23 protein-coding genes are annotated in these 22519 nt (G+C 37.6%); 10 read left to right on the plus strand and 13 right to left on the minus strand.

Going from position 1 to position 22519, the window contains the following annotated elements; genetic code table 11:
- Window positions 1-146: 146 nt before the first annotated feature.
- Together ACYVFA_RS14175 and ACYVFA_RS14180 are read right to left on the minus strand one after the other, a co-directional pair.
- Window positions 147-1004 (minus strand): porin family protein, encoded by an 858-nt coding sequence (locus ACYVFA_RS14175; protein WP_460472492.1) that lies wholly within the window; start codon window positions 1002-1004, stop codon window positions 147-149.
- Between the two features lie 84 nt (window positions 1005-1088).
- Window positions 1089-1514, minus strand: coding sequence for a hotdog family protein (locus ACYVFA_RS14180; RefSeq protein ID WP_460472493.1), 426 nt, complete (start codon window positions 1512-1514; stop codon window positions 1089-1091).
- A gap of 167 nt (window positions 1515-1681) precedes the next feature.
- Between ACYVFA_RS14180 and ACYVFA_RS14185 the strand changes: the two genes are divergently transcribed.
- From ACYVFA_RS14185 to ACYVFA_RS14195, 3 genes are all read left to right on the plus strand, one after another.
- A complete protein-coding gene (locus ACYVFA_RS14185) occupies window positions 1682-2317 on the plus strand; it encodes a histidine phosphatase family protein (protein WP_460472494.1) in 636 nt (211 codons plus the stop codon).
- Between the two features lie 142 nt (window positions 2318-2459).
- On the plus strand, window positions 2460-3557 hold the full coding sequence (locus tag ACYVFA_RS14190) for a sensor histidine kinase (protein ID WP_460472495.1): 1098 nt from the start codon (window positions 2460-2462) through the stop codon (window positions 3555-3557).
- Window positions 3558-3611: 54 nt separating this feature from the next.
- A complete protein-coding gene (locus ACYVFA_RS14195) occupies window positions 3612-4352 on the plus strand; it encodes a LytR/AlgR family response regulator transcription factor (RefSeq protein WP_460472496.1) in 741 nt (246 codons plus the stop codon).
- 68 nt (window positions 4353-4420) lie between these two features.
- On the opposite strand, the gene ACYVFA_RS14200 is transcribed toward ACYVFA_RS14195, so the two are convergent.
- Window positions 4421-5002, minus strand: coding sequence for a DUF3575 domain-containing protein (locus tag ACYVFA_RS14200; protein ID WP_460472497.1), 582 nt, complete (start codon window positions 5000-5002; stop codon window positions 4421-4423).
- A 436-nt stretch (window positions 5003-5438) separates the two neighbouring features.
- Here ACYVFA_RS14200 and ACYVFA_RS14205 point away from each other — a divergent pair, with 436 nt between their 5' ends.
- Entirely contained in the window at window positions 5439-7331 is a 1893-nt protein-coding gene (locus ACYVFA_RS14205) for an amidophosphoribosyltransferase (RefSeq protein ID WP_460472498.1), read from the plus strand.
- 81 nt (window positions 7332-7412) lie between these two features.
- On the opposite strand, the gene ACYVFA_RS14210 is transcribed toward ACYVFA_RS14205, so the two are convergent.
- The 3 genes from ACYVFA_RS14210 to ACYVFA_RS14220 all read right to left on the minus strand — a co-directional run bounded on the left by ACYVFA_RS14210 (window position 7413) and on the right by ACYVFA_RS14220 (window position 8658).
- Window positions 7413-7547, minus strand: coding sequence for a hypothetical protein (locus ACYVFA_RS14210; protein WP_460472499.1), 135 nt, complete (start codon window positions 7545-7547; stop codon window positions 7413-7415).
- 172 nt (window positions 7548-7719) lie between these two features.
- Complete coding sequence (locus ACYVFA_RS14215) at window positions 7720-7875, minus strand: hypothetical protein (protein WP_460472500.1); 156 nt, start codon at window positions 7873-7875, stop codon at window positions 7720-7722.
- Window positions 7876-8253: 378 nt separating this feature from the next.
- A complete protein-coding gene (locus ACYVFA_RS14220) occupies window positions 8254-8658 on the minus strand; it encodes a LytR/AlgR family response regulator transcription factor (protein ID WP_460472501.1) in 405 nt (134 codons plus the stop codon).
- 278 nt (window positions 8659-8936) lie between these two features.
- Between ACYVFA_RS14220 and pheS the strand changes: the two genes are divergently transcribed.
- Entirely contained in the window at window positions 8937-9974 is a 1038-nt protein-coding gene (gene pheS / locus ACYVFA_RS14225; RefSeq protein ID WP_460472502.1) for a phenylalanine--tRNA ligase subunit alpha, read from the plus strand.
- A 127-nt stretch (window positions 9975-10101) separates the two neighbouring features.
- On the opposite strand, the gene ACYVFA_RS14230 is transcribed toward pheS, so the two are convergent.
- Window positions 10102-10806, minus strand: a complete 705-nt coding sequence (locus ACYVFA_RS14230; protein WP_460472503.1) for an SPOR domain-containing protein — start codon at window positions 10804-10806, stop codon at window positions 10102-10104.
- Between the two features lie 203 nt (window positions 10807-11009).
- Window positions 11010-11429: an SPOR domain-containing protein gene (locus ACYVFA_RS14235; RefSeq protein ID WP_460472504.1), complete on the minus strand. Its 420-nt coding sequence runs from the start codon at window positions 11427-11429 to the stop codon at window positions 11010-11012.
- A gap of 161 nt (window positions 11430-11590) precedes the next feature.
- On the opposite strand from ACYVFA_RS14235, the gene ACYVFA_RS14240 reads away from it, so the two are divergent.
- The 3 genes from ACYVFA_RS14240 to ACYVFA_RS14250 all read left to right on the plus strand — a co-directional run bounded on the left by ACYVFA_RS14240 (window position 11591) and on the right by ACYVFA_RS14250 (window position 15865).
- Window positions 11591-13570, plus strand: a complete 1980-nt coding sequence (locus tag ACYVFA_RS14240) for an alpha-1,4-glucan--maltose-1-phosphate maltosyltransferase (protein ID WP_460472505.1) — start codon at window positions 11591-11593, stop codon at window positions 13568-13570.
- 172 nt (window positions 13571-13742) lie between these two features.
- Window positions 13743-14714 carry a DUF2157 domain-containing protein gene (locus tag ACYVFA_RS14245; RefSeq protein WP_460472506.1) on the plus strand — a complete coding sequence of 324 codons (972 nt, stop codon included), beginning with the start codon at window positions 13743-13745 and terminating at the stop codon, window positions 14712-14714.
- Entirely contained in the window at window positions 14711-15865 is a 1155-nt protein-coding gene (locus ACYVFA_RS14250) for a hypothetical protein (RefSeq protein ID WP_460472507.1), read from the plus strand. The genes ACYVFA_RS14245 and ACYVFA_RS14250 overlap by 4 nt, the downstream gene beginning before the upstream one ends.
- 95 nt (window positions 15866-15960) lie before the next feature.
- Here ACYVFA_RS14250 and ACYVFA_RS14255 read toward each other — a convergent pair whose 3' ends face one another.
- From ACYVFA_RS14255 to ACYVFA_RS14265, 3 genes are read right to left on the minus strand one after another with little or no spacing between them, the layout of a single operon-like run.
- A complete protein-coding gene (locus tag ACYVFA_RS14255; RefSeq protein ID WP_460472508.1) occupies window positions 15961-17715 on the minus strand; it encodes a PDDEXK family nuclease in 1755 nt (584 codons plus the stop codon).
- A 20-nt stretch (window positions 17716-17735) separates the two neighbouring features.
- Entirely contained in the window at window positions 17736-18518 is a 783-nt protein-coding gene (locus tag ACYVFA_RS14260; protein ID WP_460472509.1) for an MBL fold metallo-hydrolase, read from the minus strand.
- 60 nt (window positions 18519-18578) lie between these two features.
- Window positions 18579-18956 carry a response regulator gene (locus ACYVFA_RS14265; RefSeq protein WP_460472510.1) on the minus strand — a complete coding sequence of 126 codons (378 nt, stop codon included), beginning with the start codon at window positions 18954-18956 and terminating at the stop codon, window positions 18579-18581.
- Between the two features lie 149 nt (window positions 18957-19105).
- Between ACYVFA_RS14265 and ACYVFA_RS14270 the strand changes: the two genes are divergently transcribed.
- Window positions 19106-19879 (plus strand): UDP-2,3-diacylglucosamine diphosphatase, encoded by a 774-nt coding sequence (locus tag ACYVFA_RS14270; RefSeq protein ID WP_460472511.1) that lies wholly within the window; start codon window positions 19106-19108, stop codon window positions 19877-19879.
- 68 nt (window positions 19880-19947) lie between these two features.
- Here the strand turns inward: ACYVFA_RS14270 and ACYVFA_RS14275 are convergent, their stop codons facing one another.
- Both ACYVFA_RS14275 and rfbC read right to left on the minus strand, forming a co-directional pair.
- Window positions 19948-20742 (minus strand): tyrosine-protein phosphatase, encoded by a 795-nt coding sequence (locus ACYVFA_RS14275; RefSeq protein WP_460472512.1) that lies wholly within the window; start codon window positions 20740-20742, stop codon window positions 19948-19950.
- 214 nt (window positions 20743-20956) lie between these two features.
- Window positions 20957-21487: a dTDP-4-dehydrorhamnose 3,5-epimerase family protein gene (rfbC, locus tag ACYVFA_RS14280; RefSeq protein ID WP_460472513.1), complete on the minus strand. Its 531-nt coding sequence runs from the start codon at window positions 21485-21487 to the stop codon at window positions 20957-20959.
- A gap of 191 nt (window positions 21488-21678) precedes the next feature.
- Between rfbC and pyrF the strand changes: the two genes are divergently transcribed.
- Window positions 21679-22515, plus strand: a complete 837-nt coding sequence (pyrF, locus tag ACYVFA_RS14285) for a beta/alpha barrel domain-containing protein (RefSeq protein ID WP_460472514.1) — start codon at window positions 21679-21681, stop codon at window positions 22513-22515.
- The last annotated feature ends 4 nt before the right edge of the window (window positions 22516-22519 follow it).

Genomic DNA, 22519 nt, shown 5'->3' on the forward strand with positions numbered 1-22519 from the left:
GTTTTGATTTCCCATCTTCGATACTTTTTAATGTATCGCTATTTCAGGACGTGACATTATTATATCAAAAGCAGTTGTTGAGTTATCAGCAACTGCTTTTTTTATGGTTTCCAATTATAGAGACTGTAACTTTATTGTTGAAACCTCTATTTAATAAATCCCATCGATAACACCAACGAACGGGTTGAAACCTGTAGATTCTTGGCGGCATCGTTGTTATAACTGATATTATAATTGATAGGGTTCGTGATTTCAAAGCGACCTTCAATAAAGAAACGATTAAACTCAAAACCTATTCCGGCACTCAACCCCACAGAAGGACGTTTGAAAAGCTCTTTTTTGAAATCTATAACACTTCCTTGTTCATCTTTAATTTTATAAGTTTTTACAGCTGCCAATAGTTCATCATTAAAATTGATAGGAAACTCAAGCATCGGGCCTGCAAAAATCCGACCCTGTCTGAAACGTATTCCAAGTAGTATTGGCACATCTACAACTGAATAAGAGGCATTTACCCGCTTATACAATTTGCCATCGCTTTGCAGAATATCAAATCTGCCTCCCTTTTTATTATAAAACACTTCCGGTTGCAGATAAAACGAGCCACGCGTTGTTCGGATAAAGAATCCACCCAGATAGCCCATCACCATTTCGCTATTAGATAATAGATTATCATTAACCGTACTGCCATTCACGAGCGCAGGCGTTCCACTACTCTGATTAACCCTCGTAACAGATATGTCTTTAATAGAAAAACTATTCATGCTAATACCCCCTCTGATACCCCATTGGAAGCCCAGATTGTCTCGCTTATATTCTTCTGCATACCGATCAGTCGTATCTCGCTTGGGTGCCTTTTTTTGTTTTTTTTGCGGTTTTTCGTCGCTAATCACAAAGGGAGTAACTTTTACCGAGTCTTTAGGGACACCCACCGTGTCTTTGGGTACTTGTGCTAATAGTGAAGTAGAAATCAAACTCAATAGTACTAATAATCGTAATTTCATAAATGCTTGATGAGTAATGAGAATAATAATGATAAAGGGTTCAAACTGAAACAATTTATGCAAAAATCAAGCCATAGGATACACTTATTTACCTCCAATAATGGCCACTGTCAAACGCACCACACATACAAGCTTTTGTTCTTCATTGGTGATTTTTATGTCCCATATATGTGTAGTTCTTCCTATATGTAAAGGCAAAGCTTTAGCGTAAACCCAATTACCACTACTAACAGAACGAATATGATTGGCATTAATTTCAAGACCAACCGCTTGTTGTTTTGTAGGGTCTTCCAATGCCAGAAAAGAAGCAATGCTACCCAAAGTTTCGGCTAATGCTACTGAGGCACCTCCGTGCAGAATACCAAAAGGTTGGGTAGTCCGGTGGTCAACTGGCATTTTGGCAGTTACATAGTCTTCTCCGATTTCTACAAATTCTATCCCAAGGTGGTCACTCATCGAATTTGCTCCGAATGTTTTTAGTTTTTCAAAATCAAGGTGCTTTCTGAACATAGTAATATGATTGATTTACATACTGGTCTCCTGAAAAAATCTAGAAAAAGTGCAATAACAGAGCTGAAATTTTCGTAAATTTGAAGACCTTTTAAGATTGAAGTCTAAAGCTAAGTTTAGTTTTAGAAAATTCAATATTTTATTTGATTAATCTAAAAATTACCAATTTGTCAACGAAAACAATTTATTTGATTCGCCATGGGGAAACCGAATATAACCGCATGGGAATTGTACAAGGAAGTGGCGTAGATTCGGATCTCAACGAATTAGGACTTTCACAGGCACGCGCTTTTTTTGATGCCTATCAAGATATTTCTTTCCAGAAGATTTATACCTCAAAACTTCGTCGCACAGTTCAGAGTGTGCAGCATTTTATCGATTTAGGTATTCCTTATGAAAGCCATGAAGGACTGAACGAAATAAGCTGGGGCGAAAAAGAAGGTAAAGCCCCGAATTATCAGGAAGACGAGTTTTATCTGGATGTTTTGCAACGCTGGAAAAAAGGTGAAACCAATATCCCGGCTGCTAAGGGAGGAGAAACACCGGAAGACGTAGCGGCCAGACAAAAAATTGCTTTCGAAATCATATTGTCCCGCCCGGAAGAAGAACTGATATTAGTGGCTATGCATGGTCGTGCCATCAGAATCTTATTGACACATCTGCTGAATCTCCCATTAGGCTCAATGGACGATTTTGAACATAGCAACCTTTGTTTATATAAACTTACTTATTCTTACGAAACAAAAGCCTTTACAGTAGAAGTAAGTAACGATATCGCACACCTAATGGTTTTAGCTGAATAAACATATTTCCGTTTATAGAAGCATTTCTCCATTGATGTAGAAAAAACACATCAAGCTACTTTTTGCTTTATTTTTATGATATATGAAAAGCTATTCAGTTTTAAAATACTATCGATTCTTTTAAAACAGAGCCATATTTCTAATGAATAAAAATAAATTATACTGGTTTTTTCAGATAATAGGGTGGTCGTTGTACAACATAAACGAGATATTTCAATATAGCTTGCAATATGGGTACGACAACTCTATGGTATTTAATGCCCTGGCCAATATTGTCCTCTCTATATTTGTTACGCATCTCTTTCGCCTTGCTGTCAAAAAATTCAATTGGGTAAAATTCAATTTGCCACAACTGGCGCTTAGAGTAGGCCTCAGTGTTTGTGTAATGACAATGTTTCTGGTAGCGTTGAATCTACCCTTAGATGCCAAATACGTAGGCGAATTACTGAATGAAAAGCCAGTTTTAGTGATAGAGTACTTCATCAATCTTGCCAAACCGTTTTTAGTGTGGGCATTAATCTATATGTTCTACAACTATTCGGAAGAAAGAAGACTGCGCGAGATAGAAGAAATCAAACTGAAATCATCTATCAAAGAAACAGAAGCCAAGGTATTAAGGGCACAAATGAATCCGCACTTCATGTTTAATGCCCTCAATAGTATCAGAGCTCTGGTACTTGAAGACCCCACAAGAGCCCAACAGGGCATTACCCAGTTATCGAATATTTTAAGAAGCTCTCTTCTGGCCGACAGACGTAAAACTGTTGCACTGAAAGAAGAACTTCGTACCATTGAAGACTACCTAGCTCTAGAGAAAGTACGTTATGAAGAGCGCTTGCAAACAAAATGGGATATAGCGCCCGAAACACAGAATATACAGGTTCCTCCAATGATGCTGCAAACGCTGGTGGAAAACGCCATTAAACATGGGGTGCAAAAAGCCCTCAACTGGGGTTTTGTGGAAATCAATACGAGTGTTGCAGATGATAAACTGTATATTAAAATACGCAATACCGGCCAATTGCAAGGAACTGAGTCTAAATCAGAATCAGGGGGATTTGGTTTGAAAAATACTGCCCAACGCTTAGATTTGTTATACGGAAGCGAGGCCTGCTTTAAAATTTATCAGGAAGATAGCCTGACAGTCTGCGCTGAAATAACGATTCCCTTAAGCAGTGCCGAGGTTAAAAGTATTAACACAGATACCAGAATTACTACGCCCGCCGTAGCTGCCAGCTAATTTTATTCACCAATTAAAATACTCATCGCACCGGCGACCCGGTCAAAATTTACGATGAAAGCACTTATTATAGATGATGAACGTTTAGCACGTAACGAATTGCGTCGTTTGTTAGAAAACTTTCCTAAAATAAACATAGTAGGAGAGGCCGCTAATGCTGAAGAAGCGCTGAATATGATAGACGAACTGCAACCCGATTTGCTTTTTCTGGATATTCAGATGCCGGGTAAAAACGGTTTCGAACTATTAGAAGCGATTGAAGGCAAAGTGCCTGAAGTAATCTTCACCACAGCTTACGACGAATACGCCCTAAAAGCCTTTGAATTCAATGCCCTTGACTACCTTTTGAAACCTATAGATGTGCCACGTCTGGCAGAGGCTATTCAGCGTGTAGAAGAAGAGCAAATGCACGAAGTAGAGCGTAAAGAGGGAGTTAAGCTTTTAGGTGAAAACGATCAGGTATTTGTAAAAGACGGTGAGAAGTGCTGGTTTGTGAAATTAGGGCGAGTGCGTCTGTTCGAATCAATGGGTAATTATGTTCGTTTGCATTTTGATGACCAGAAGCCGATGATTCTGAAATCGTTGAATAGTCTGGAAGAACGTTTGGATCCTAAAATCTATTTCAGAGCCAATCGTAAACATATCATCAATCTGGCCTGGATTGATAAAATCGAGCCATGGTTCTCTGGTGGTTTATTAGTGACCTTGAAACACGCCGAGAAAACATCGACTCCTGAAAAAATAGAAATATCCCGCCGTCAGGCTATTAAGTTTAAGGATTTAATGAGTTTGTAAGGTATAATTCAATATGCAAACAGCCACTATTTTCATAAAATGGTGGCTGTTTTGTAATAGCGAAATTATTAAAATTTATATCCTGCTGAGAGGGCGGCAATGCCATCTGCGCGGATTAATGAAGGGTAAGTTCTACCTGCGGAAAATAAATTAACTCCGCCACCTATACCTAAATTTAGTTCAAGAGATATTTTTTTGAATATAAAATTCTGATAACCTAAAGACCCGCCAACATTCAGGCTATGAGCCACAAAGTCTTTATTCTCTCGTATCTTCACAAATAAAAAGCTATTGTATTTCTGATAAACGTCCTTGACTCGGTACCTAAAATATGGGCTAAGGAAAAAACCGGCTAGACTTTTATCTGTACGATAGTATTTTCTTAACTGAAAAGTTATCTGATAAAATTTGTTTTTTTCTTCGTCAAAATCCCGATAATAATAATCTCCAAATCCAATATCAATTAAATAAGATTTAGTAGTGCTTCTTGCCTTTTCAAATGCAATATTTGCCCCACCTAGTAAAAAGTAATTGGGTACATTGGTTTTAAGAATAAATCCTTTTTCTTGTGCAATGGAGATATCGTTTTGAAACAAAAGAGTAACAATAGGAACAAGATAATTAATAATAGTAATTTGTAATTTTCTCATATTACAGCACTATTAATCAGAAATATATCAACCAAATATTCTGGTAATAAAGATATAAAAAAATAATTAATGTGGTGAGAAATATTGGATTTTAAGAAGAATAACCGAATAATCTTTTAAATAGATGTAGCTACACAGGTTATTTAATATTTCTAATGCTATTCCTAACGAATTTTACACAAAAGCTTTATACGTTTGAGATAAACTCAGTTTTTGAAACATGAATTTATTGCCGTAAAATTGTGTTATGAAATTTTAAACGGATATATCGTTTAAAACAGTTTTTTACGTTAATTGTTTATTAAAGTAAAGCAAATTTTTTAAGAATTTGATAATCAGAACGTAACAAAAGTATTTTCTAAAATTTGTAAGAAATTCTTTGTTCGTGATACTTATTCTTAAGTTATTTGTATAACACAATCTCCAATACTCCATAATGAGCGACGAAATAAAACACGAATGTGGCATTGCCCTTGTTCGTCTTCGTAAACCCCTCCAATATTATATTGATAAATACGGCACGCCCCTTTATGGCATTAAGCGGCTGTATGTTTTGATGGAAAAGCAGTCGAACCGTGGTCAGGACGGGGCTGGTGTAGGTAATGTGAAACTAGATGTGCCACCGGGTAGCCGATACATCAGTCGCTATCGCTCGGTTGAAAATCGTCCGATTACCGATATTTTCAATAAGATTAATGAAAAATATCGTGAGGTGATGAGAAACAACCCTGATAAGTTTAAAGATGCGAAATGGTTGCAGGAAAATGTGGCGTATTCAGGTGAAGTTTGGTTAGGACACCTACGTTATGGTACACATGGGAAGAATGAGATTGAAAACTGTCATCCAATGCTTCGCCAGAGTAACTGGCGCAGTAGAAATATGCTGATGGCGGGTAACTTCAACATGACCAATGCCGAAGAATTATTCAAGAAATTGGTAAAGCTTGGTCAGCATCCGAAAGACAAAGGTGATACAGTAACTGTGATGGAAAAAATCGGTCATTTTCTGGATGAAGAAAACCAAAGAGTATTCGACCGTTTCAAAGGTATCTATGAAAATCCTGCCCTATCTGATATCATAGAAGATAATATGGATTTACCGAGAGTATTGTACCGTGCCTGTCGTGATTTCGATGGAGGTTATGCGATGGCAGGTATTACAGGTTTCGGTGCTTCATTCGTCGTAAGAGACCCTGCGGGTATTCGTCCGGCTTATTATTGGGCAAATGATGAAGTAGTAGTTGTAGCATCAGAAAAACCGGCTATCAAAGCGGCTTTCAATGCTAACTATGAAGAGATCAAAGAGATTCAACCAGGCAATGCCCTGATTATTGATAAACATGGCGAATACAATGAGTTTCAGATTATGAAACCATTAGAAAAACGCTCATGTAGTTTTGAACGCATATACTTCTCGCGTGGCTCAGACCCACAAATCTACGAAGAACGTAAACAATTAGGCCGTTTATTGATTCCTCAGATATTAGAGAAAATCGATTATGATTTAGAGAATACAGTATTCTCGTATATCCCGAATACAGCTGAAATGGCTTTCTTCGGCATGGTAGAGGGGCTGGAAGAATACCTTGCCGACTGGCGCTTGAAGCGTATTACTGAAGGCAATATGTCGCAGGATGAAATCAAAAGAGTGTTGTCATTCCGCCCGAGAATTGAAAAATTAGTATCAAAGGATGTGAAACTCCGCACTTTCATTACCAATGATGATGAACGTGACGAGATGGTATCACACGTATACGAAATGACCTACGAGGTAATCAGGAAAGGTATTGATACAGTAGTGGTGATTGACGACTCGATTGTGCGAGGAACTACGCTTGAAAAAAGTATTCTGAAAATGCTTGATCGACTGGGCCCTAAGAAAATCATCATAGTATCTTCTGCTCCTCAGATCCGTTACCCAGATTGTTATGGTATCGACATGTCGAAGATGAAAGAGTTTGTTGCTTTCAGGGCGATGCTTGATTTACTAAAGACCAATGGTATTGATTACATGAAGCAGGAAGTGTACGCACAAAGTGTAGGTGCTTTGCAGACGAATAATGCTTTTGATGAAAACTACGTCAAACAATTATATAGTAAGTTTACCGACCAGGAAGTATCAGATAAGATTGCGGAAATTGTAACACCAGAAGGGATGAATGCAGAAGTGAATATGGTGTACCAAACCGTTGAAAACTTGCATAAAGCTTGTCCGAATCATGTGGGCGACTGGTATTTTACAGGTAATTACCCAACCAAAGGTGGCAACCGTGTAGTAAATCAGGCGTTTGTGAACTTTATGGAAGGCAAACTGGTAAGAGCCTATTAAGATTGTCGAATGTCGATTGCAGATTGTCAAATAATTGTTTTTTAAATTCGACAATCTGCAATCGAAAATCGACAATAAAATTCACTTGTTTTTTGTAGGTAAGCTAAACACATTTGTAGCTACCTCTTTCATGCCGATAAGCTTTAATACATTTCTGATATTTAGTGCTGGGTCAGCTGGTAATACAGGCGAAGTAGTAGTAAGGTTTGCTTTCATAATATTTCTCTGTTTTTGAAGATTTAGAGAAATATACGTCAAAAAAATTGCCATTTTGCCAAAAATTAGATTATGAGGCATTAAAATTAGCAAAAGGGTACAAATCAACAGTAAAGCTGGTTTGTACCCTTTTTTTATGTGTAAAAATCAAATTTTTGATAACCCGCAAGAATCATGCAGAAACTTCAACTGCTTTCTTCTTTTTGTTTGGCAAACTAAAAACATTGTTCGTCAATTCCTTCATGCCAATCAATCGTAATACATCTTTCAAATCTACTGCCTCCTGAATCGGCAGAATTCCCTTTGGTTGCATAGTTGCGGTTTTCATTATGGTACTTTTTATATTGCTGTTGATAAAACTTGTGATTTCAAAGATACGCCACAAAGCGAATATTCGCTATAAATTTAACACTAATTTTAACTTTTTTTTATCAAATGGTAATATGTCAAAACTACACTTTTTCATTATTTTAAAAATTTCGTACCAATTGAGTTAGAGCCTTCATTCTAGTAAAATATTCTATATTGAAGATATTTTGAATATAGAATGTAGAAATTTTTCCATTTGATACCAGAAAAAGTAAAAAGCAACCACTCAAAGAGCAGTTGCTTTATTCATCACCTAACCACTAAAAAGTATTATGAATTATAATACTGTTAGTTTTTCCTTAGCTTCTATTGAGACGTTACCCAACAAGAAAAGTCTCTAAGAGCTATGAAAAAAAACAAGTTTATTTATCACGTTTTTCAACCTTCTTCTCGAAACCTCCAGATGCCCACCTCCCTCAATTCTTAGTTCTCCGGCATTGTTCTGGATATCAACTCCTTGCACAAACCTCATATTGACAATGTGCGACTTATGGACTCTCAGAAAAGAATCTTCTCCTAAAAGTTTTTCAAAATTTTTCAATGTTCTTGCTGCAATGTATTCCCTATTTTCAGTATAAACATAAGTATAATTGCACTCACCTTGTAAACGTACAATATTTTTCAGGGGGATTTTTATCCACCTGTTTGAAAAATGCACCTTGATTTGCTGATTGGTCGTTAGTTGTTTTGCCTGACCGACGGCGGTTTTTACTTTTTGCTGTATAAAATCAATGCTATTCATAAGTTCTTTAGTTGAGTTTCATGACCCAAACATAATCGCTATACGCAGATTATGCAACCTGATGAAAAGATGTGATTTGTTGTAAGCTCCTGAAAATGAATAGTTTATGAGTTTAATAATAGGCCAAATTCAGTAATTACCCCTAAGGATTTGCGTAAAACTACGCAGGCATGATTTGGGGAATTCTGAGAATAGAACACATAGTTCTTATGTAAAAATATACCTTATTCTAACAATATGCATATATTTGTAAAAATTTTTATTAAACGGCAGCTAAAGTGTTAGATAAGATCAAGGAAGTAATAGATGAAGTAACCACTGCAACGGTAGGCAGTAAGGAGGACTTAGAAAATTTTCGTCTGAAATACATTAGTCGTAAAGGTATTTTAAATGACTTGTTTGAGCAATTCAAGACTGTTGCTAATGAGCAGAAACGCGCAGTAGGGCAAGAGCTGAATAAGTTGAAAAATTTTACAGAACAGAAATTTAAAGATTTTTCGGAAGCTGTTGAAAATGCTTCTGACGATTCAGCCAGTGGTGGTAAAATGGATTTGACCCTTCCGGTTGCTCCGAATTTTGCTGGCACTGTGCATCCACTGACCTTAACCCGTCAGAAAGTGCTGGAAGTATTTGCCCGCATGGGTTTTAGTCATGAAGATGGCCCTGAGGTTGAAACGGACTGGTATAATTTCACAGCTTTGAATTTCCCGGAAAACCATCCTGCCCGCGAGATGCAGGATACTTTCTTTGTGGAGAAAAAAGCTGTTCAAAAAGATGATGTATTACTTCGCACGCATACCTCTAACGTGCAGGTACGCTTAATGGAGCGAAAAAAGCCGCCTATCCGCTCAATTATGATAGGCAGAGTTTATCGTAACGAGGCAATATCAGCCAGAGCGCATTGTCAGTTTCATCAGATAGAGGGTTTGTATGTAGACAAGAATGTGAGTTTTAAAGACCTGAAAGACACTTTGTATCATTTTGCGAAGGAAATGTTCGGAAAAGATACAAAGATTCGTCTTCGTCCAAGTTATTTCCCATTCACCGAACCAAGTGCTGAAATTGACGTAACTTGCTTCATTTGTGGAGGTTCAGGCTGTAATATCTGTAAACATAGCGGATGGGTAGAAATTGCCGGCTCAGGTATGGTTGACCCGAATGTATTAATCAATAGTGGCATCGACCCCGAAGAATACACAGGCTTTGCCTTTGGAATGGGTGTAGAGCGTATTACCATGCTACGCTACGGTATTAATGATTTACGTCTGTTTTTTGAGAACGATGTGCGCTTCTTGCGTCAGTTTGAAGGAGCGTAAGCCATAGATTCGCCTAATTAATAATCCATGTAAATATAAAAAACACCACTCATTGAGTGGTGTTTCTTTTTTGTTTCACCCATCATTCAAAAAGAATGAGAGCCCTGTTGTAAATTTCCTGACAAATTTAATTGAATCCCTTCACAAAAGCGGGGTAACCTAAATTTTCAATTTGCTTTTGTGTGCTTTTGGCGTTTACTTCTGAACTATAAACACCATAGATAACCCGATAAACCATCGCCTTGTCGGCGGCCTTACTTACTTGTATAAAAATCTTACTACTTTCTATTTCTCCTTTTTGTGTTAATTGATTGGCGAAATCTTTTGCCGCTTTTAATTGCCCGAATGCCCCCAGTTGTAAGCCATAACCATTTGGTTCTTGCATTTTGCCATTCAGGTCATACACATGATTTACATCGAAATTCTCAATTTTGGTCGTTTCAATCTTAATCTCTTTTTCCTTGGTGGTTTTCTTCAATGGCGCATAACTTTTCACAGGAGCTGTTACGTCGGCAGTAGCCCAAAGTACTTCTACTTCATCATCTTCTACTTCCTGAATTTTTACTTTGGTGTTGGATGTCTTGAAATCAACTTTGTCAGACAAATAGGCCACTTTGTTGCTTCCTTTGCCTTTGGTTGCATCGGCAATAGAAACCACCACAGACTTATCTGTTTCAAGGTTAGTTATTTTTACTTTCTTGATTCCTGACTCCTTTTTAGAGGATTTGTTAAGAGCGTCAGCAAAGTTAGTAGAGGTTTGGGCAAGTGCTTGGCTCGCCACAAAGCATAGGAATAGAATTCCTTTTAAGGTTAAAGGTGCACGTAATTTCATTTCAATGGTCGTTTATGGGTAGGACATCTCAGGTGATTATTTTAGCACGCCACCATAAGTGTTTTATAAAAAAGAAAGGCAAATAATGTGCCAATCGCTCCTTTAAATAGCAAATAAAAAGCCTTAAAACAAAGCCGCAGAAAGATATTTTTTCTTCCTGCGGCTAAGTGCTTGATAATGAGGTGCTATTTGTATTTCATTAATTATTTAAATTCTCTTACAAAGGCATACTGCCCGTTTTCAAGGAAATATTTCTGTTTCCCACGAATCGAATCATCAGTTTTAGTAATACCAAAATATACTTTATAGAAAGTTTTGCCATCTATATTCTTGCTGCAGATAAAGACCTGCTTCTTTTCGGCGTCTCCTTGTTTGATCACGTTTCTCGCAAATGCTTTGGCATTCTCTAAATTAGCAAATGATGCCAATTGTAAGCCATAGCCTTCTAAATCGCTTTTCTCTTTTACGTAAATAAAATTCGCACGCATTTCTTTAGAATCTCCATTTTCTTTAGCACGTCCTTTAGTTTTCCCACCATTGCGCTCAGGATTCAATTCATCGTTCGCAAAGGCAAAGTTGAGCAAGCAAAGCATTGTAATTGTGGATATGATACTCTTTTTCATTTGATTGTAATTGATAGTAATACTAACTTAATTTTCAAATTTCGTGCTAAACTTTTTTTTCAGGCAAAAAAACATCAAATTTGAGTCAAAATCTTTAACCTCTAAAGCGTTTTTAACGCAAAACAGCATCAGACTAGCCTATAGGCTGTTTATTTAATTGTATGAAAAATCATTTTTCTTTTCCTGAAAATGGACAATGCCGTGCGGTAGTTGAACGTGTAACGCCTGAAATAGATGGTGGACGCTACGCTATTAAAGCCGTAGTTGGCGAGAGTATCACTGTTGAAGCAGATATACTCGTTGACGGACACGATAAACTCTCGGCTCGTTTGCTGTATAAACATGAATCAGACAAAGAGTGGAGCGAGACGATTATGCAGTTGTTTGATAATAATCGCTGGATTGGCCACTTTTCAGTAGAGAAACAAGGATTTTATACGTATACGATAGAAGCATGGGCTGACCATATTGCCAGTTGGATGCACGAAGTTGATGCCAAAGTACGCGACGGACAACACCTGAAAGTAGAATTGATGCAAGGTGAATTGTTTCTGAACGATATGGCTAAAAAAGCCAAAGCCGATGATAAGAAGGCGATTCAGGAAGCCGCTAAAGCCATGAAAGGGTCTTATAGCAAAGGAGAAGAAAGATATGGAGAGGCTATACAGATTGCGATGAGTCAACAAATGCTCGACTGGGCAACCAGATATCCTGAGCGCCAGGATGCTTTCAGATACAAAGAGTTAAAGATATATGTAGATAGAAAAACAGCAGGTTTTTCAACATGGTATTCGATGTTTCCTCGCTCGGCTGCGAGAGAGTATGGTAAGCACGGTACTTTCGCAGACGTAGAAAATCTATTACCACGCATCGCCGAAATGGGTTTTGATGTGCTATACTTGCCACCAATCCACCCCATCGGTAAAACCCATAGAAAGGGCAAAAATAACTCAGTAATCAGTGAAGAAGGCGAACCGGGTGTACCTTATGGCATTGGTTCAGAAGAAGGTGGGCATGATACAATTCACTCAGAACTGGGCACGGTAGAAGATTTCAAGCACCTGATTGAGGCTTGTAAAACGCATGGAATGGAAATAGCCATGGATTTAGCCATCCAATGTTCTCCAGACCATCCTTGGGTAAAAAAACACCCTGATTGGTTTAAAATCTTACCTGATGGTACTATTAAATATGCCGAGAATCCACCTAAAAAATATCAGGACATTTATCCTGTTAATTTTGAAACGGCCGATTGGAAAAATCTTTGGCAGGAACTGAAAAGAATAATTTATGTCTGGGCAGAGTGGGGCGTACGTATCATCAGAGTTGATAATCCGCACACCAAATCGTTCGGTTTCTGGGAGTGGATAATCGCTGAAACCAAAATAGATTATCCTGACATGATTTTCTTGTCAGAGGCCTTTACCAAGCCAAAGGTAATGCAACAACTGGCTAAGTTAGGCTATACACAGTCTTATACTTATTACGTATGGCGTACCTATAAGGGAGAGATTATTCAATATATGGAAGAACTCACCAAAAGCGAAATGAAGTATTATTACAGACCAAATTTCTGGCCTAATACGCATGATATTAACCCTTATATGTTACAAGGTCGCCATGAACCATTGTTCCTAATCCGCTATTTCATGGCTGCTACTTTGGTAAGTAACTATGGTATTTTCGGACCTACGTATGAATACCTCTACAATCACCCTTTCCCGAATAAAGAAGAGTATGGATTCTCAGAAAAATACGAGATAAAATGGTGGGACTGGGAACACAAAAACAAACTGACTTATATTATAACCCAAGTGAACAGAATCAGAAAAGAGAATACGGCTTTTCATTCGACTAATAATATTGATTTTTGTGAAATTCAGAATGAACAGCTATTGGCTTACCTGAAAACTGCCCCTGATGGGAACAGAATTTTATGTATAGTCAATCTGGATGGTTATAACAAACAAAGCGGAACGGTAAAAGTGCCATTATATAAAATTCATAAGAACGATTGGGAAACTTATCGCGTGCATGATTTGATCACAGGCGCCACTTTCAGTTGGAAAGGCGAATACAATTATATCGAGCTAGACCCATACATTTTGCCGTTTCATTTGTTTAGAATTGAAGATATATAATTGAATATCTGTCTTGAACTTTGATTTAACTGATTTTTATGATTGAATCGATTTTATGATACTTATCGTCGGTATTGTTATATTTCATTTTAGTAAAATCATTCAATCAGTTAAATCAAAGTTCAAGACAATAAATTTCACCGACTAAAAAAGACACCAAAATCCTAATTTTATGGAATACCAAAAGCTATTGAAAACCTTAGTAGAAAAAGCGGTTATTCCCGAAGAACAAGCTGCTAAGATTGCCGCTTACGAAGAAACCAAACCCTTTTCAATTCACTGGGAATTAAGGACGTTCTTATACGTAGGTATTACACTATTAGGAGCAGGATTAGGAACCGTTATCTACCAAAATATCGATTCAATAGGTCATGATGTCCTGATTGGTTTAATCGTGCTAACCTTCATGGGTTGTTTATTTTATGCCTTCAAACATCGCAAGCCTTTTACCTGGGAAGAAGTAATTGAAACCGACAAACTAGATGATTTTGCACTTTTAGGCGCTTGTGTCATGTTTCTGACCTTAGAGGGTTATCTCCAATATCAATACAATATCTTCGGCACACGTTATGGCTTGGCAGCCTTTCTGCCTTCGGTATTGTTTTTCTTCTTAGCCTATCGTTTCGACCATCGAGGCGTACTTTCAATGGCTATTACAGCCTTTGCCTCGTGGGTAGGAGTAAATATAGCCCCTATTAAACTCTGGCAGCAAAAAAACTTTTCTACTGCCGATATTACGCATATTTCTATCTTGCTAGGCGTAGTTTTGATATTGATGGGAGGGCTAAGCGAGTATAAAAAATGGAAAAGCCATTTTTCGTTCTCTTACTTTATTTTTGGATTCAATATCGCTTTTGTGGCAACCTTAGCTGGGTTATTCCAATTTGATATGAAACTGATTTATATGTTGGTGATGGCCGCTCTAAGCTATGCAAGTATCTGGTATGCCCGCCGCACGCAATCTTATCTGTTTATGCTGATGGGCGTGATTTATGGGTATATAGCCGTAACCTATTGGATTTTCCATTGGGAGTATGCAGATGGACTTGATTTTACCTTATATACCTTCTATTTTATGGCATCTGCCGTTGGAGTGGTAGTGTTCTTGATGAATATCAAACAATTGATTGGCGCAAAAAAATGAAAAAGGCATATAACGAAACATGGGTCGATAATATTGATAATCAGGATATTATCAGAGAGTGGTACGATGAAAAAATGCTAAGCAAAGAACAATATGTTGAAGCTCAGAAGCTTTTTCCGGTAGAATTTTATCAGCCTAATATCTTTATTGAATTCGGCTTATTCATTTTTACCAATCTGGCAATTTCTGCCACTTTTGGTTTTGCAGCGGTTACATTCCTTTCATCACTGATAGAAACGAGTGTTGGCTTAGGTGTCGTTTCTGTGATATATGGCGCAAGTCTCGTTTTCTTATTAGAATATTTTATCAGAACCAGAAAACTCTATCGTTCGGGTACTGATAACGCCTTTCTTTATGTGGCCATAGGCTCGTTTCTGACAGCCGTCTTTGCTTTTACCGATTTCAAATTATCGCTATATTCTTATTATTTTTTATCACTACTAATCTTTATCCCTTTCTTATTACGCTATGGGGATCCTTTTGTAGCGATTGCCATTTTCATAGTCTGGATATGTTTCTGGTTTACCTTAACAATTGAGTGGCCTATTGGTAAAGTGGTTGTGCCATTTTTTATTATGGCAGTATCGGTTATCAGTTATGTATTTGTCAGATGGTGGAAAAATAAAGACAATTCGGCCTATTATACCGATGCGCAGATATGTATTGAAACAGGTAGCCTGATAACCTTTTATCTGGGTGGAAACTATATGGTAGTGCGCGAAGGCAACGCGCTATTGAATGGCCTTACTAACTCTACACAAATCTCATTTGCACCCTTATTTTATCTATTTAGTATAATTATCCCATTGGCTTATCTGTTTTTTGGATTGAAAAACCATGACAGAAAGATGGTGATGGTTGGCTTAGCTGCCTTTGGCTTTTCGATATTTACCTATCGTTATTATTTCTCAATATTACCCATCGAATGGGCTTTAACTTTGGGTGGAGCCGCTTTAGTGGGTTTCTCTGTCTGGGGAATATGGTTTTTCCGTACACCGAAATGGGGCTTATCTTATCAACAAACCCAAGCCAGCAAATACCGAGATTTTGAAGCCTTCATAGTAAGCCAGGCATTACCACACCAAGGAGGCGGAAAAATGAAATTCGGAGACGGAGATTTTGGCGGTGGGGGAAGTGGAGATAAGTATTAAATTATCTTGAACTTTGGTTTACCTGATTGAATGATTTCGCAAAGAAATTTTAAGGAGATGAATTATAGTATTATCACCATAATCATATAAATCATCTAATCAGGCAAATCAGAGTTCAATACTAAGTCAGTCAATTCTTCAGGAGCTTTCTCCCAATACACCCGCAGCACCTTCGAATTGACCCCAACCTCTTTAAAAAACTGTAGCCAGAATAACTGTTGATTAGAAAGGTTATCGGTGGGAGATTTTACTTCTACAAAGCAATAGTCGTTATTATGCTCATCCCACATAAAAAGGTCAGGAAATCCACGCAGATTTTCTACCAGATTCTTTGACATTTCATGTAGAATTTTCTTCAATGATTCAAAATTGATTACCTCAACCGCTTTTCTTACCATAATCCAGATTTCTTCCAACCAAGGCACAAAAGGGTTAGCAATTCCGGATTTTGATTCGTATTTCTCGCCCATGTAAACCAGTAGCGTCTGGATATTATCAAAACTTGCCAAATGGCTAATAATCATATCCTGACGTTTTTCATAAAAATCAGGCAGATATAAATCAGATGGACGACGTTGAAACGGATGGTGAAAAGCTACCAGACTAGGATCAAAAACAATATCCCAGAAGATTAAGCCAAAGATAGCCCGCCACGTATGGTTTTCAGAAAAAACAGCCATCTTTCCCTGATTAATATAATAATCAGCCACACCCATCTCAACCTGATGTCGAAACTCCTCAGAAATTGTAATCGATTCTGATTGATGCAACCACGAAGTTGTACTCTTCTTATGTACCCGTTTTTTGCTATTAACCTGATTAATAAAATCGGAAGCATAAAATTTCTCGTCAGCATTTCTCGGAAACTCTATCATCAACTGGCAAAGTGAAAGTGCCTCATCAATATATCCCAACTTTTGTAGGGTGCGGACCTGTCTTTCTCTGGATGGCACTTGCTCAGTCAAGCGAAAAGTATTTAAGGCTTCATCATAAAGTTTCTGTTTTTCTAGGAAAGTACCAACTTTCAGGATTAGTCTCTCATAAGAAGGTTTTGCTACATCACTTAAATCATTGACTGAATCTGTAAAATTCATAAACCAGTCATAGACTTCGAGTGGGGGGGAAGTATCTTTTAATTGAGAGAAGAGGTCGTTCTGGTCGGTAATCAGCCATTTATCTTCGGCGTCTTTTCGGGTAGTAAATCGGGCAACCAGTTTATCATCGTCATGGCTTTCATATTGTATTAAGCCTAAATCCCTTACCACAAACTCAGTCATGTCGAGGTAACGATTGCCAAAGAACAGAAACTTCATAAAAGTTACTTCAAACTCAAAGCATACTTTCACAACAGGCTCTAAATCCTGAATGGCTTCAACAATTTCTTCAAAGCTAAAAGCTTTCAGCAATGTTTCTATCAGTTCATCTTTTTTGAGCTTCTTGTATGATATTCTTTCGGCTTTAGGTAAATTCTCCTGGTCAGCAGCTATGATTTTAGTGAATCGATTAGCCAATTCATCTTTTCCAAAAATACCCAATAATTCCTTACTGAAAGTCTCATGCTTCTCAGCTTTTACAGGCTCTATAAATTCTCTTTCAAGAAGCTCATTTAATAGTGCAGGAATATCAGTCAATTCGGCATAAGTCAGTTTGTTGGTTTTGAAGAATAAACCTTTACGGTTACTGAAACGGATAAATAAACATTGTGCATCTTCGCTCAGACAATAGTATTTCCGCAAGAAGCGCCACTCATTTTCATTCAGAATATGACGATATTTCTCCTGAACAAAATCCAACAGATAATTAAAGTATTCGAGATAATATTTTGGGGGAAGCTCGTTTTGTTCTGCCATACACTAAAAACAATATTCTCTTATGCTGGGTTCGGTAAACTAATTTTTAACCCATCGTAAGCTAAACGCATATGAGAAGGCAGTTGTTTTTCTACCTCGGCATGCAAACCCAATTTATGGCTGATGTGCGTAAAATAAGTGGTAGAAGCATTTACTTTTTGGGCAACTTCGATGGCTTGGCTTAAATTAAAGTGCGATATATGCGGTTCATGTTGCAAAGCACCTAAAACCAGAATTTCAGTGCCATAAACCTTTTCCAGTTCTTCGTCAGAAATATAGTTTACGTCTGTAATATAAGTGAAACCACCAATGCGGAAGCCTAGTACTAGCAGGCGATGATGAAGCACTTCAATAGGCGTAAATTCTAGACCTTCTATGATAAATGATTTTTGTTCAGTTGAAATTTCCTGCAGATTGAGTAGAGGTACACCCGGATATTTGATGTCCTCAAAAGCATAGGCATAATCTCGTTTAAGCTGATTTAATACCCTTGGATGCCCGTAGAGATTCACATGGCGAATACCATTAAGGTAGTTAAACGGACGAACATCATCAAGGCCTGCAGTATGGTCTTTATGTTCGTGGGTATATATAACAGCATCCAGTTGGGAGATTCTTTCGCGTAAGGCTTGTTGACGGAAGTCCGGCCCTGTATCAATAATAAAACTCTTGCCGTTGACTTCTATCCAAACAGATACTCGTAGACGCTTATCTCTGAAATCTAATGAATTACAGACTTCGCATCTACACGTAAGCACGGGAACACCCGCCGAGGTACCTGTTCCAAGAAAAGTTACTTGCATGCTGAAGATTGCGGTAGCAACCTCAGGAGACTGCTACCGGATAATTAAAACTTTTGATAACTACTCTGTTAATCCTTTTACTACTGTCACCAATCTGTCAAAATTCAAAGGCTTCATTAAAGCGTCGTTGAATCCTGCATTTTTGAAATCATCTTCAGAATAGTTCTTAGCGTTTCCGGTGATAGCTACTGCCGGAACATTTGCTTTTTTCTTATCGCTCAATTCACGAATAGCCTTGATACACTCCATACCATCCATGATTGGCATGTTGATGTCGAGAAGCAGAATGTCAAAGTCTTCTTTGTCAAGTAGTTGCATTACTTGTTCTCCATTTTTTACAGCGGTGATTTCAAAATTCTGGAACTCCAAAATTTTCTTGGCTAAGTTCTGAATTACTGAACTATCTTCGGCTATCAATACTCGTTTCATTGAAGGCATATTTTTTTTTAAGTTTGGTCTCTGCTATTTTGGTGTAAAGATAAGGAAAGAAGATTTTTAACAAAATCAAATTTTATTAAAGCCTGATAAAATATGTATTTTTGCAGAAATATTTAAATAACAGATTTTCGACCTCCAAAATTATTCGCTTGAATCGAAACTTATCGCCCGGAAAAAAGATATATTTTGCTTCTGACATCCACTTGGGAGCACCATCACATGAAGAAAGCCGTAACCGTGAAAAAAGAATTATAGCGTGGCTTGATAGTATTAAACATGATGCCGAAATTATTTTTCTGGTAGGTGATTTGTTCGACTTCTGGTTTGAATATAAACATGTGGTACCTAAGGGCTTTGTGCGCTTCATGGGCCGTCTGGGCGAACTAGCCGATTCTGGTATCGAAATTATTGTCTTTTTGGGAAACAGAGATATGTGGATGACCGACTATTTCGAAAAAGAATTAGGTATTGAGACTATCCGCAGACCAAAATCTTATGTTTTCAATAACAAGAAATTTTACATAGGTCATGGCGATGGTTTAGGCAAAGGTGACTATGGCTATAAATTCCTGCAAATAATTTTTGAAGGAAAACTCCCTCGCTTTTTATTTAATAGAGTAGTGCACCCGAATTTTGGCCTGGCTTTAGGTAATCTATGGAGTAAGTTTAGCTGGCGGAAAAAAAGAGAGGCCGAACAATATCAGGGAGATGAGAAAGAGATGTTGGTGGTTTATTCAAAAGAAATAGAAGCAAAAGAACACCACGACTATTATATCTTCGGGCATCGTCATACCAAAGTAGATATTGCTATTTCTCCAACCGCCCGATACATTAATCTGGGCGATTGGATATGGTATGATAGTTATGCCGTTTTCGATGGCATAGACGTGGTGCTGAAATCTGCAAAACCTGATGTAGCGTAGCATGGAATGATATTCCGTCGCCACTATACTACTTATTACTTTAAGGTCAAGAACAGAGAAATAAAATATCAGATTCTGGCATACAGCTTTGTAGGCCAATATTGTGTTTCAGATTCCATCAACGAATTGTTCAACACATTTTCCTTAGCAGCATAGCGGAAATAAGGCAATTCAAAAGCAGATTTGATACTTTTCAGCTGGCTTTCATTATGGCAATTGCTGCCAAAGAATGCCACCATATTTTTTTTAACCAGCGTTTCTGCTATTTCCTGTGCTTGCTTGGAATAATAACCTGTTAATGAGCCGATATTGACCTGAAAAAGAATTCCGTTGAATAATAATCGCGTAAGCGTATCAATATTATTTAATGAAATATAGCGCTCAGGATGTGCCAATACAGGAATGTATCCAGCCTCTTGAATTCTGCGGGCTGATTCAATCAGATAAGTAGGTTTAGCAATAAAAGAGGCTTCGAAGAGAAGGTATTTCTTCCGGCTACCAAACGGCAATACTTCACCGCGCTCGATAGACCTGAAAAGATTGTCTTCTAAATAATACTCGGCAGAGGCTTCTAATTCTATATCAATATTATTCCTTTTCAGTATACTTCTGATTAGAGATAATGACTGTAGAATATCTTCATATGAGTTGTTGTAAAAACCACTCATTACATGCGGCGTAGCAATAATCTTCTGATAACCTAAGGCTTTAAGGCCTCGAATAATCGCGATACTCTGATCTACATTAGATGCTCCATCATCTAAGTGGGGTAGAATATGAGCATGAACATCAACGGTCAGAGGGTGTTGGGTAAAAGCACTATTTTTTCCTAATAGAGGTTTTTTGAACAATGTTTCGAACATTGAGTTTTCGTTGTTTTGTGGCTTAATTCAGGATTCAATCTAATGGACGTCTCCATTGATTACAAATGTAAACCAACACCGTGCCAAAGCACCCTATTAGCAGAAGAATCATACTAAGCGGTAGCAAACACCTGATATAGAAAGGTAGAAAAAAAAATATTTAAAAGATGAAAGAATTGGTACTATTTATGAGAAAACCCACACACGATTTTTCTTAAGAAATATCCTTCAATTGAGGTAATTCCAGGTCTTTTTGAGAGATATTAGGGTTCTCAATTCCCCATTCAATGCCAAGATCAGGGTCGTTCCAGATAATACCGCCTTCTGAGGCTTTATTATAGAAGTTTGTACATTTATACGTAAACAGACATTGCTCCAAAGCCAGAAAGCCATGAGCAAATCCTGCGGGAATATAGACCATGTTCTGGGTTTTGGCATCTAAGAGAAACTTCTCATGTTTGCCATAGGTAGGAGAGCCCGGGCGTAAATCCACCGCTACATCCAATGCTTTGCCCATAATTACACGCACCAGTTTTCCTTGCGCGTGCGGTTCTCTCTGGAAATGCAGGCCTCTTAAAACGCCTGCCGAAGATAAAGATTGATTATCCTGTACGAACTCAAAAGGAATACCATTATCAGCAAATGCCTGTTTGTGATAAGATTCTAAAAAATATCCTCTTTCATCGCCGAAAATACGAGGCAAAACTTCTATTAAACCCTCTATAGATGTCTTTCTGAACTCCATTATTCCTTATATTCGATTTTTTAGATTACCGTATAGAACTATGTCAATTTGCGGTAGTAGCAACGTTAGCCACTCTTCATGCTTCTGATGAAACAAGAAATTATGCAAAAGTAATATTTATTAAATAATTTCAAGGTACTTTCTTATTAAATCAATAGAATTAAGGAAATTTGCGAAAATTTTTATAATTTATGACCAAACAAGAGCTATTTGAACAAATCCAGAAAAAGAAATCTTACTTGTGCGTAGGGCTGGATACTGACATTAAAAAGATTCCTTTACACCTTCTAGAAGCTGAAGATCCGATTTTTGAATTCAATCGCCAGATAATAGATGCTACAGCACAATATGCTGTGGCCTATAAACCTAATATCGCTTTTTATGAGGCCATGGGTGTGAAGGGATGGCAGAGTCTGCAAAAAACAATGGAATATATTCCGAAGGAATGTTTTACGATAGCTGATGCAAAGAGAGGTGATATCGGGAATACATCAGAATTATATGCCCGTACATTTTTTGACAAAGATTCTTCAGGTTTTGATTTTGATTCTGTAACTGTAGCACCTTATATGGGTCGTGATTCAGTTCAACCCTTCTTAGCTTTCGACGAAAAATGGGTGATATTATTGGCGCTGACTTCAAATATAGGAAGTAATGATTTCCAGCACCTGAAAGTAGAAGTTGATGGAGAACAGAAATCTTTGTATGAGCAGGTATTAACGAAATCGCAGGAATGGGGAAATAGCGAATCAATGATGTATGTAGTAGGCGCTACTCAAGCCGATAAACTGGCCGAAATTCGTAAAATTGTACCAGACCATTTTTTACTTGTTCCAGGTGTAGGTGCACAGGGAGGAAGCCTTGAAGAAGTATCCCGCTACGGAATGAACAAACAATGTGGACTTCTGGTCAACTCGTCAAGAGCCATTATTTATGCTTCTAACGGAGAGGATTTTGCAAAAAGAGCTAAAGAAGAAGCACAAAAAGTGCAACAAGAAATGAAGGGATATCTTTCAGAAATTTTATAATATT

The sequence above is a fragment of the Emticicia fontis genome (assembly GCF_054779675.1).

What these genes read in the sequence shown, in the direction of transcription:
- ACYVFA_RS14265 (WP_460472510.1), bottom strand. Translation starts at nt 18,956, where the DNA reads ATGCCTTCAATGAAACGAGTATTGATAGCCGAAGATAGTTCAGTAATT.
- ACYVFA_RS14240 (WP_460472505.1), top strand. Translation starts at nt 11,591, where the DNA reads ATGAAAAATCATTTTTCTTTTCCTGAAAATGGACAATGCCGTGCGGTA.
- ACYVFA_RS14205 (WP_460472498.1), top strand. Translation starts at nt 5,439, where the DNA reads ATGAGCGACGAAATAAAACACGAATGTGGCATTGCCCTTGTTCGTCTT.
- ACYVFA_RS14235 (WP_460472504.1), bottom strand. Translation starts at nt 11,429, where the DNA reads ATGAAAAAGAGTATCATATCCACAATTACAATGCTTTGCTTGCTCAAC.
- ACYVFA_RS14260 (WP_460472509.1), bottom strand. Translation starts at nt 18,518, where the DNA reads ATGCAAGTAACTTTTCTTGGAACAGGTACCTCGGCGGGTGTTCCCGTG.
- ACYVFA_RS14175 (WP_460472492.1), bottom strand. Translation starts at nt 1,004, where the DNA reads ATGAAATTACGATTATTAGTACTATTGAGTTTGATTTCTACTTCACTA.
- ACYVFA_RS14230 (WP_460472503.1), bottom strand. Translation starts at nt 10,806, where the DNA reads ATGAAATTACGTGCACCTTTAACCTTAAAAGGAATTCTATTCCTATGC.
- ACYVFA_RS14210 (WP_460472499.1), bottom strand. Translation starts at nt 7,547, where the DNA reads ATGAAAGCAAACCTTACTACTACTTCGCCTGTATTACCAGCTGACCCA.
- ACYVFA_RS14215 (WP_460472500.1), bottom strand. Translation starts at nt 7,875, where the DNA reads ATGAAAACCGCAACTATGCAACCAAAGGGAATTCTGCCGATTCAGGAG.
- ACYVFA_RS14255 (WP_460472508.1), bottom strand. Translation starts at nt 17,715, where the DNA reads ATGGCAGAACAAAACGAGCTTCCCCCAAAATATTATCTCGAATACTTT.
- ACYVFA_RS14245 (WP_460472506.1), top strand. Translation starts at nt 13,743, where the DNA reads ATGGAATACCAAAAGCTATTGAAAACCTTAGTAGAAAAAGCGGTTATT.
- ACYVFA_RS14250 (WP_460472507.1), top strand. Translation starts at nt 14,711, where the DNA reads ATGAAAAAGGCATATAACGAAACATGGGTCGATAATATTGATAATCAG.
- ACYVFA_RS14220 (WP_460472501.1), bottom strand. Translation starts at nt 8,658, where the DNA reads ATGAATAGCATTGATTTTATACAGCAAAAAGTAAAAACCGCCGTCGGT.
- ACYVFA_RS14200 (WP_460472497.1), bottom strand. Translation starts at nt 5,002, where the DNA reads ATGAGAAAATTACAAATTACTATTATTAATTATCTTGTTCCTATTGTT.
- ACYVFA_RS14195 (WP_460472496.1), top strand. Translation starts at nt 3,612, where the DNA reads ATGAAAGCACTTATTATAGATGATGAACGTTTAGCACGTAACGAATTG.
- ACYVFA_RS14190 (WP_460472495.1), top strand. Translation starts at nt 2,460, where the DNA reads ATGAATAAAAATAAATTATACTGGTTTTTTCAGATAATAGGGTGGTCG.
- ACYVFA_RS14180 (WP_460472493.1), bottom strand. Translation starts at nt 1,514, where the DNA reads ATGTTCAGAAAGCACCTTGATTTTGAAAAACTAAAAACATTCGGAGCA.
- ACYVFA_RS14275 (WP_460472512.1), bottom strand. Translation starts at nt 20,742, where the DNA reads ATGTTCGAAACATTGTTCAAAAAACCTCTATTAGGAAAAAATAGTGCT.
- rfbC (WP_460472513.1), bottom strand. Translation starts at nt 21,487, where the DNA reads ATGGAGTTCAGAAAGACATCTATAGAGGGTTTAATAGAAGTTTTGCCT.
- pyrF (WP_460472514.1), top strand. Translation starts at nt 21,679, where the DNA reads ATGACCAAACAAGAGCTATTTGAACAAATCCAGAAAAAGAAATCTTAC.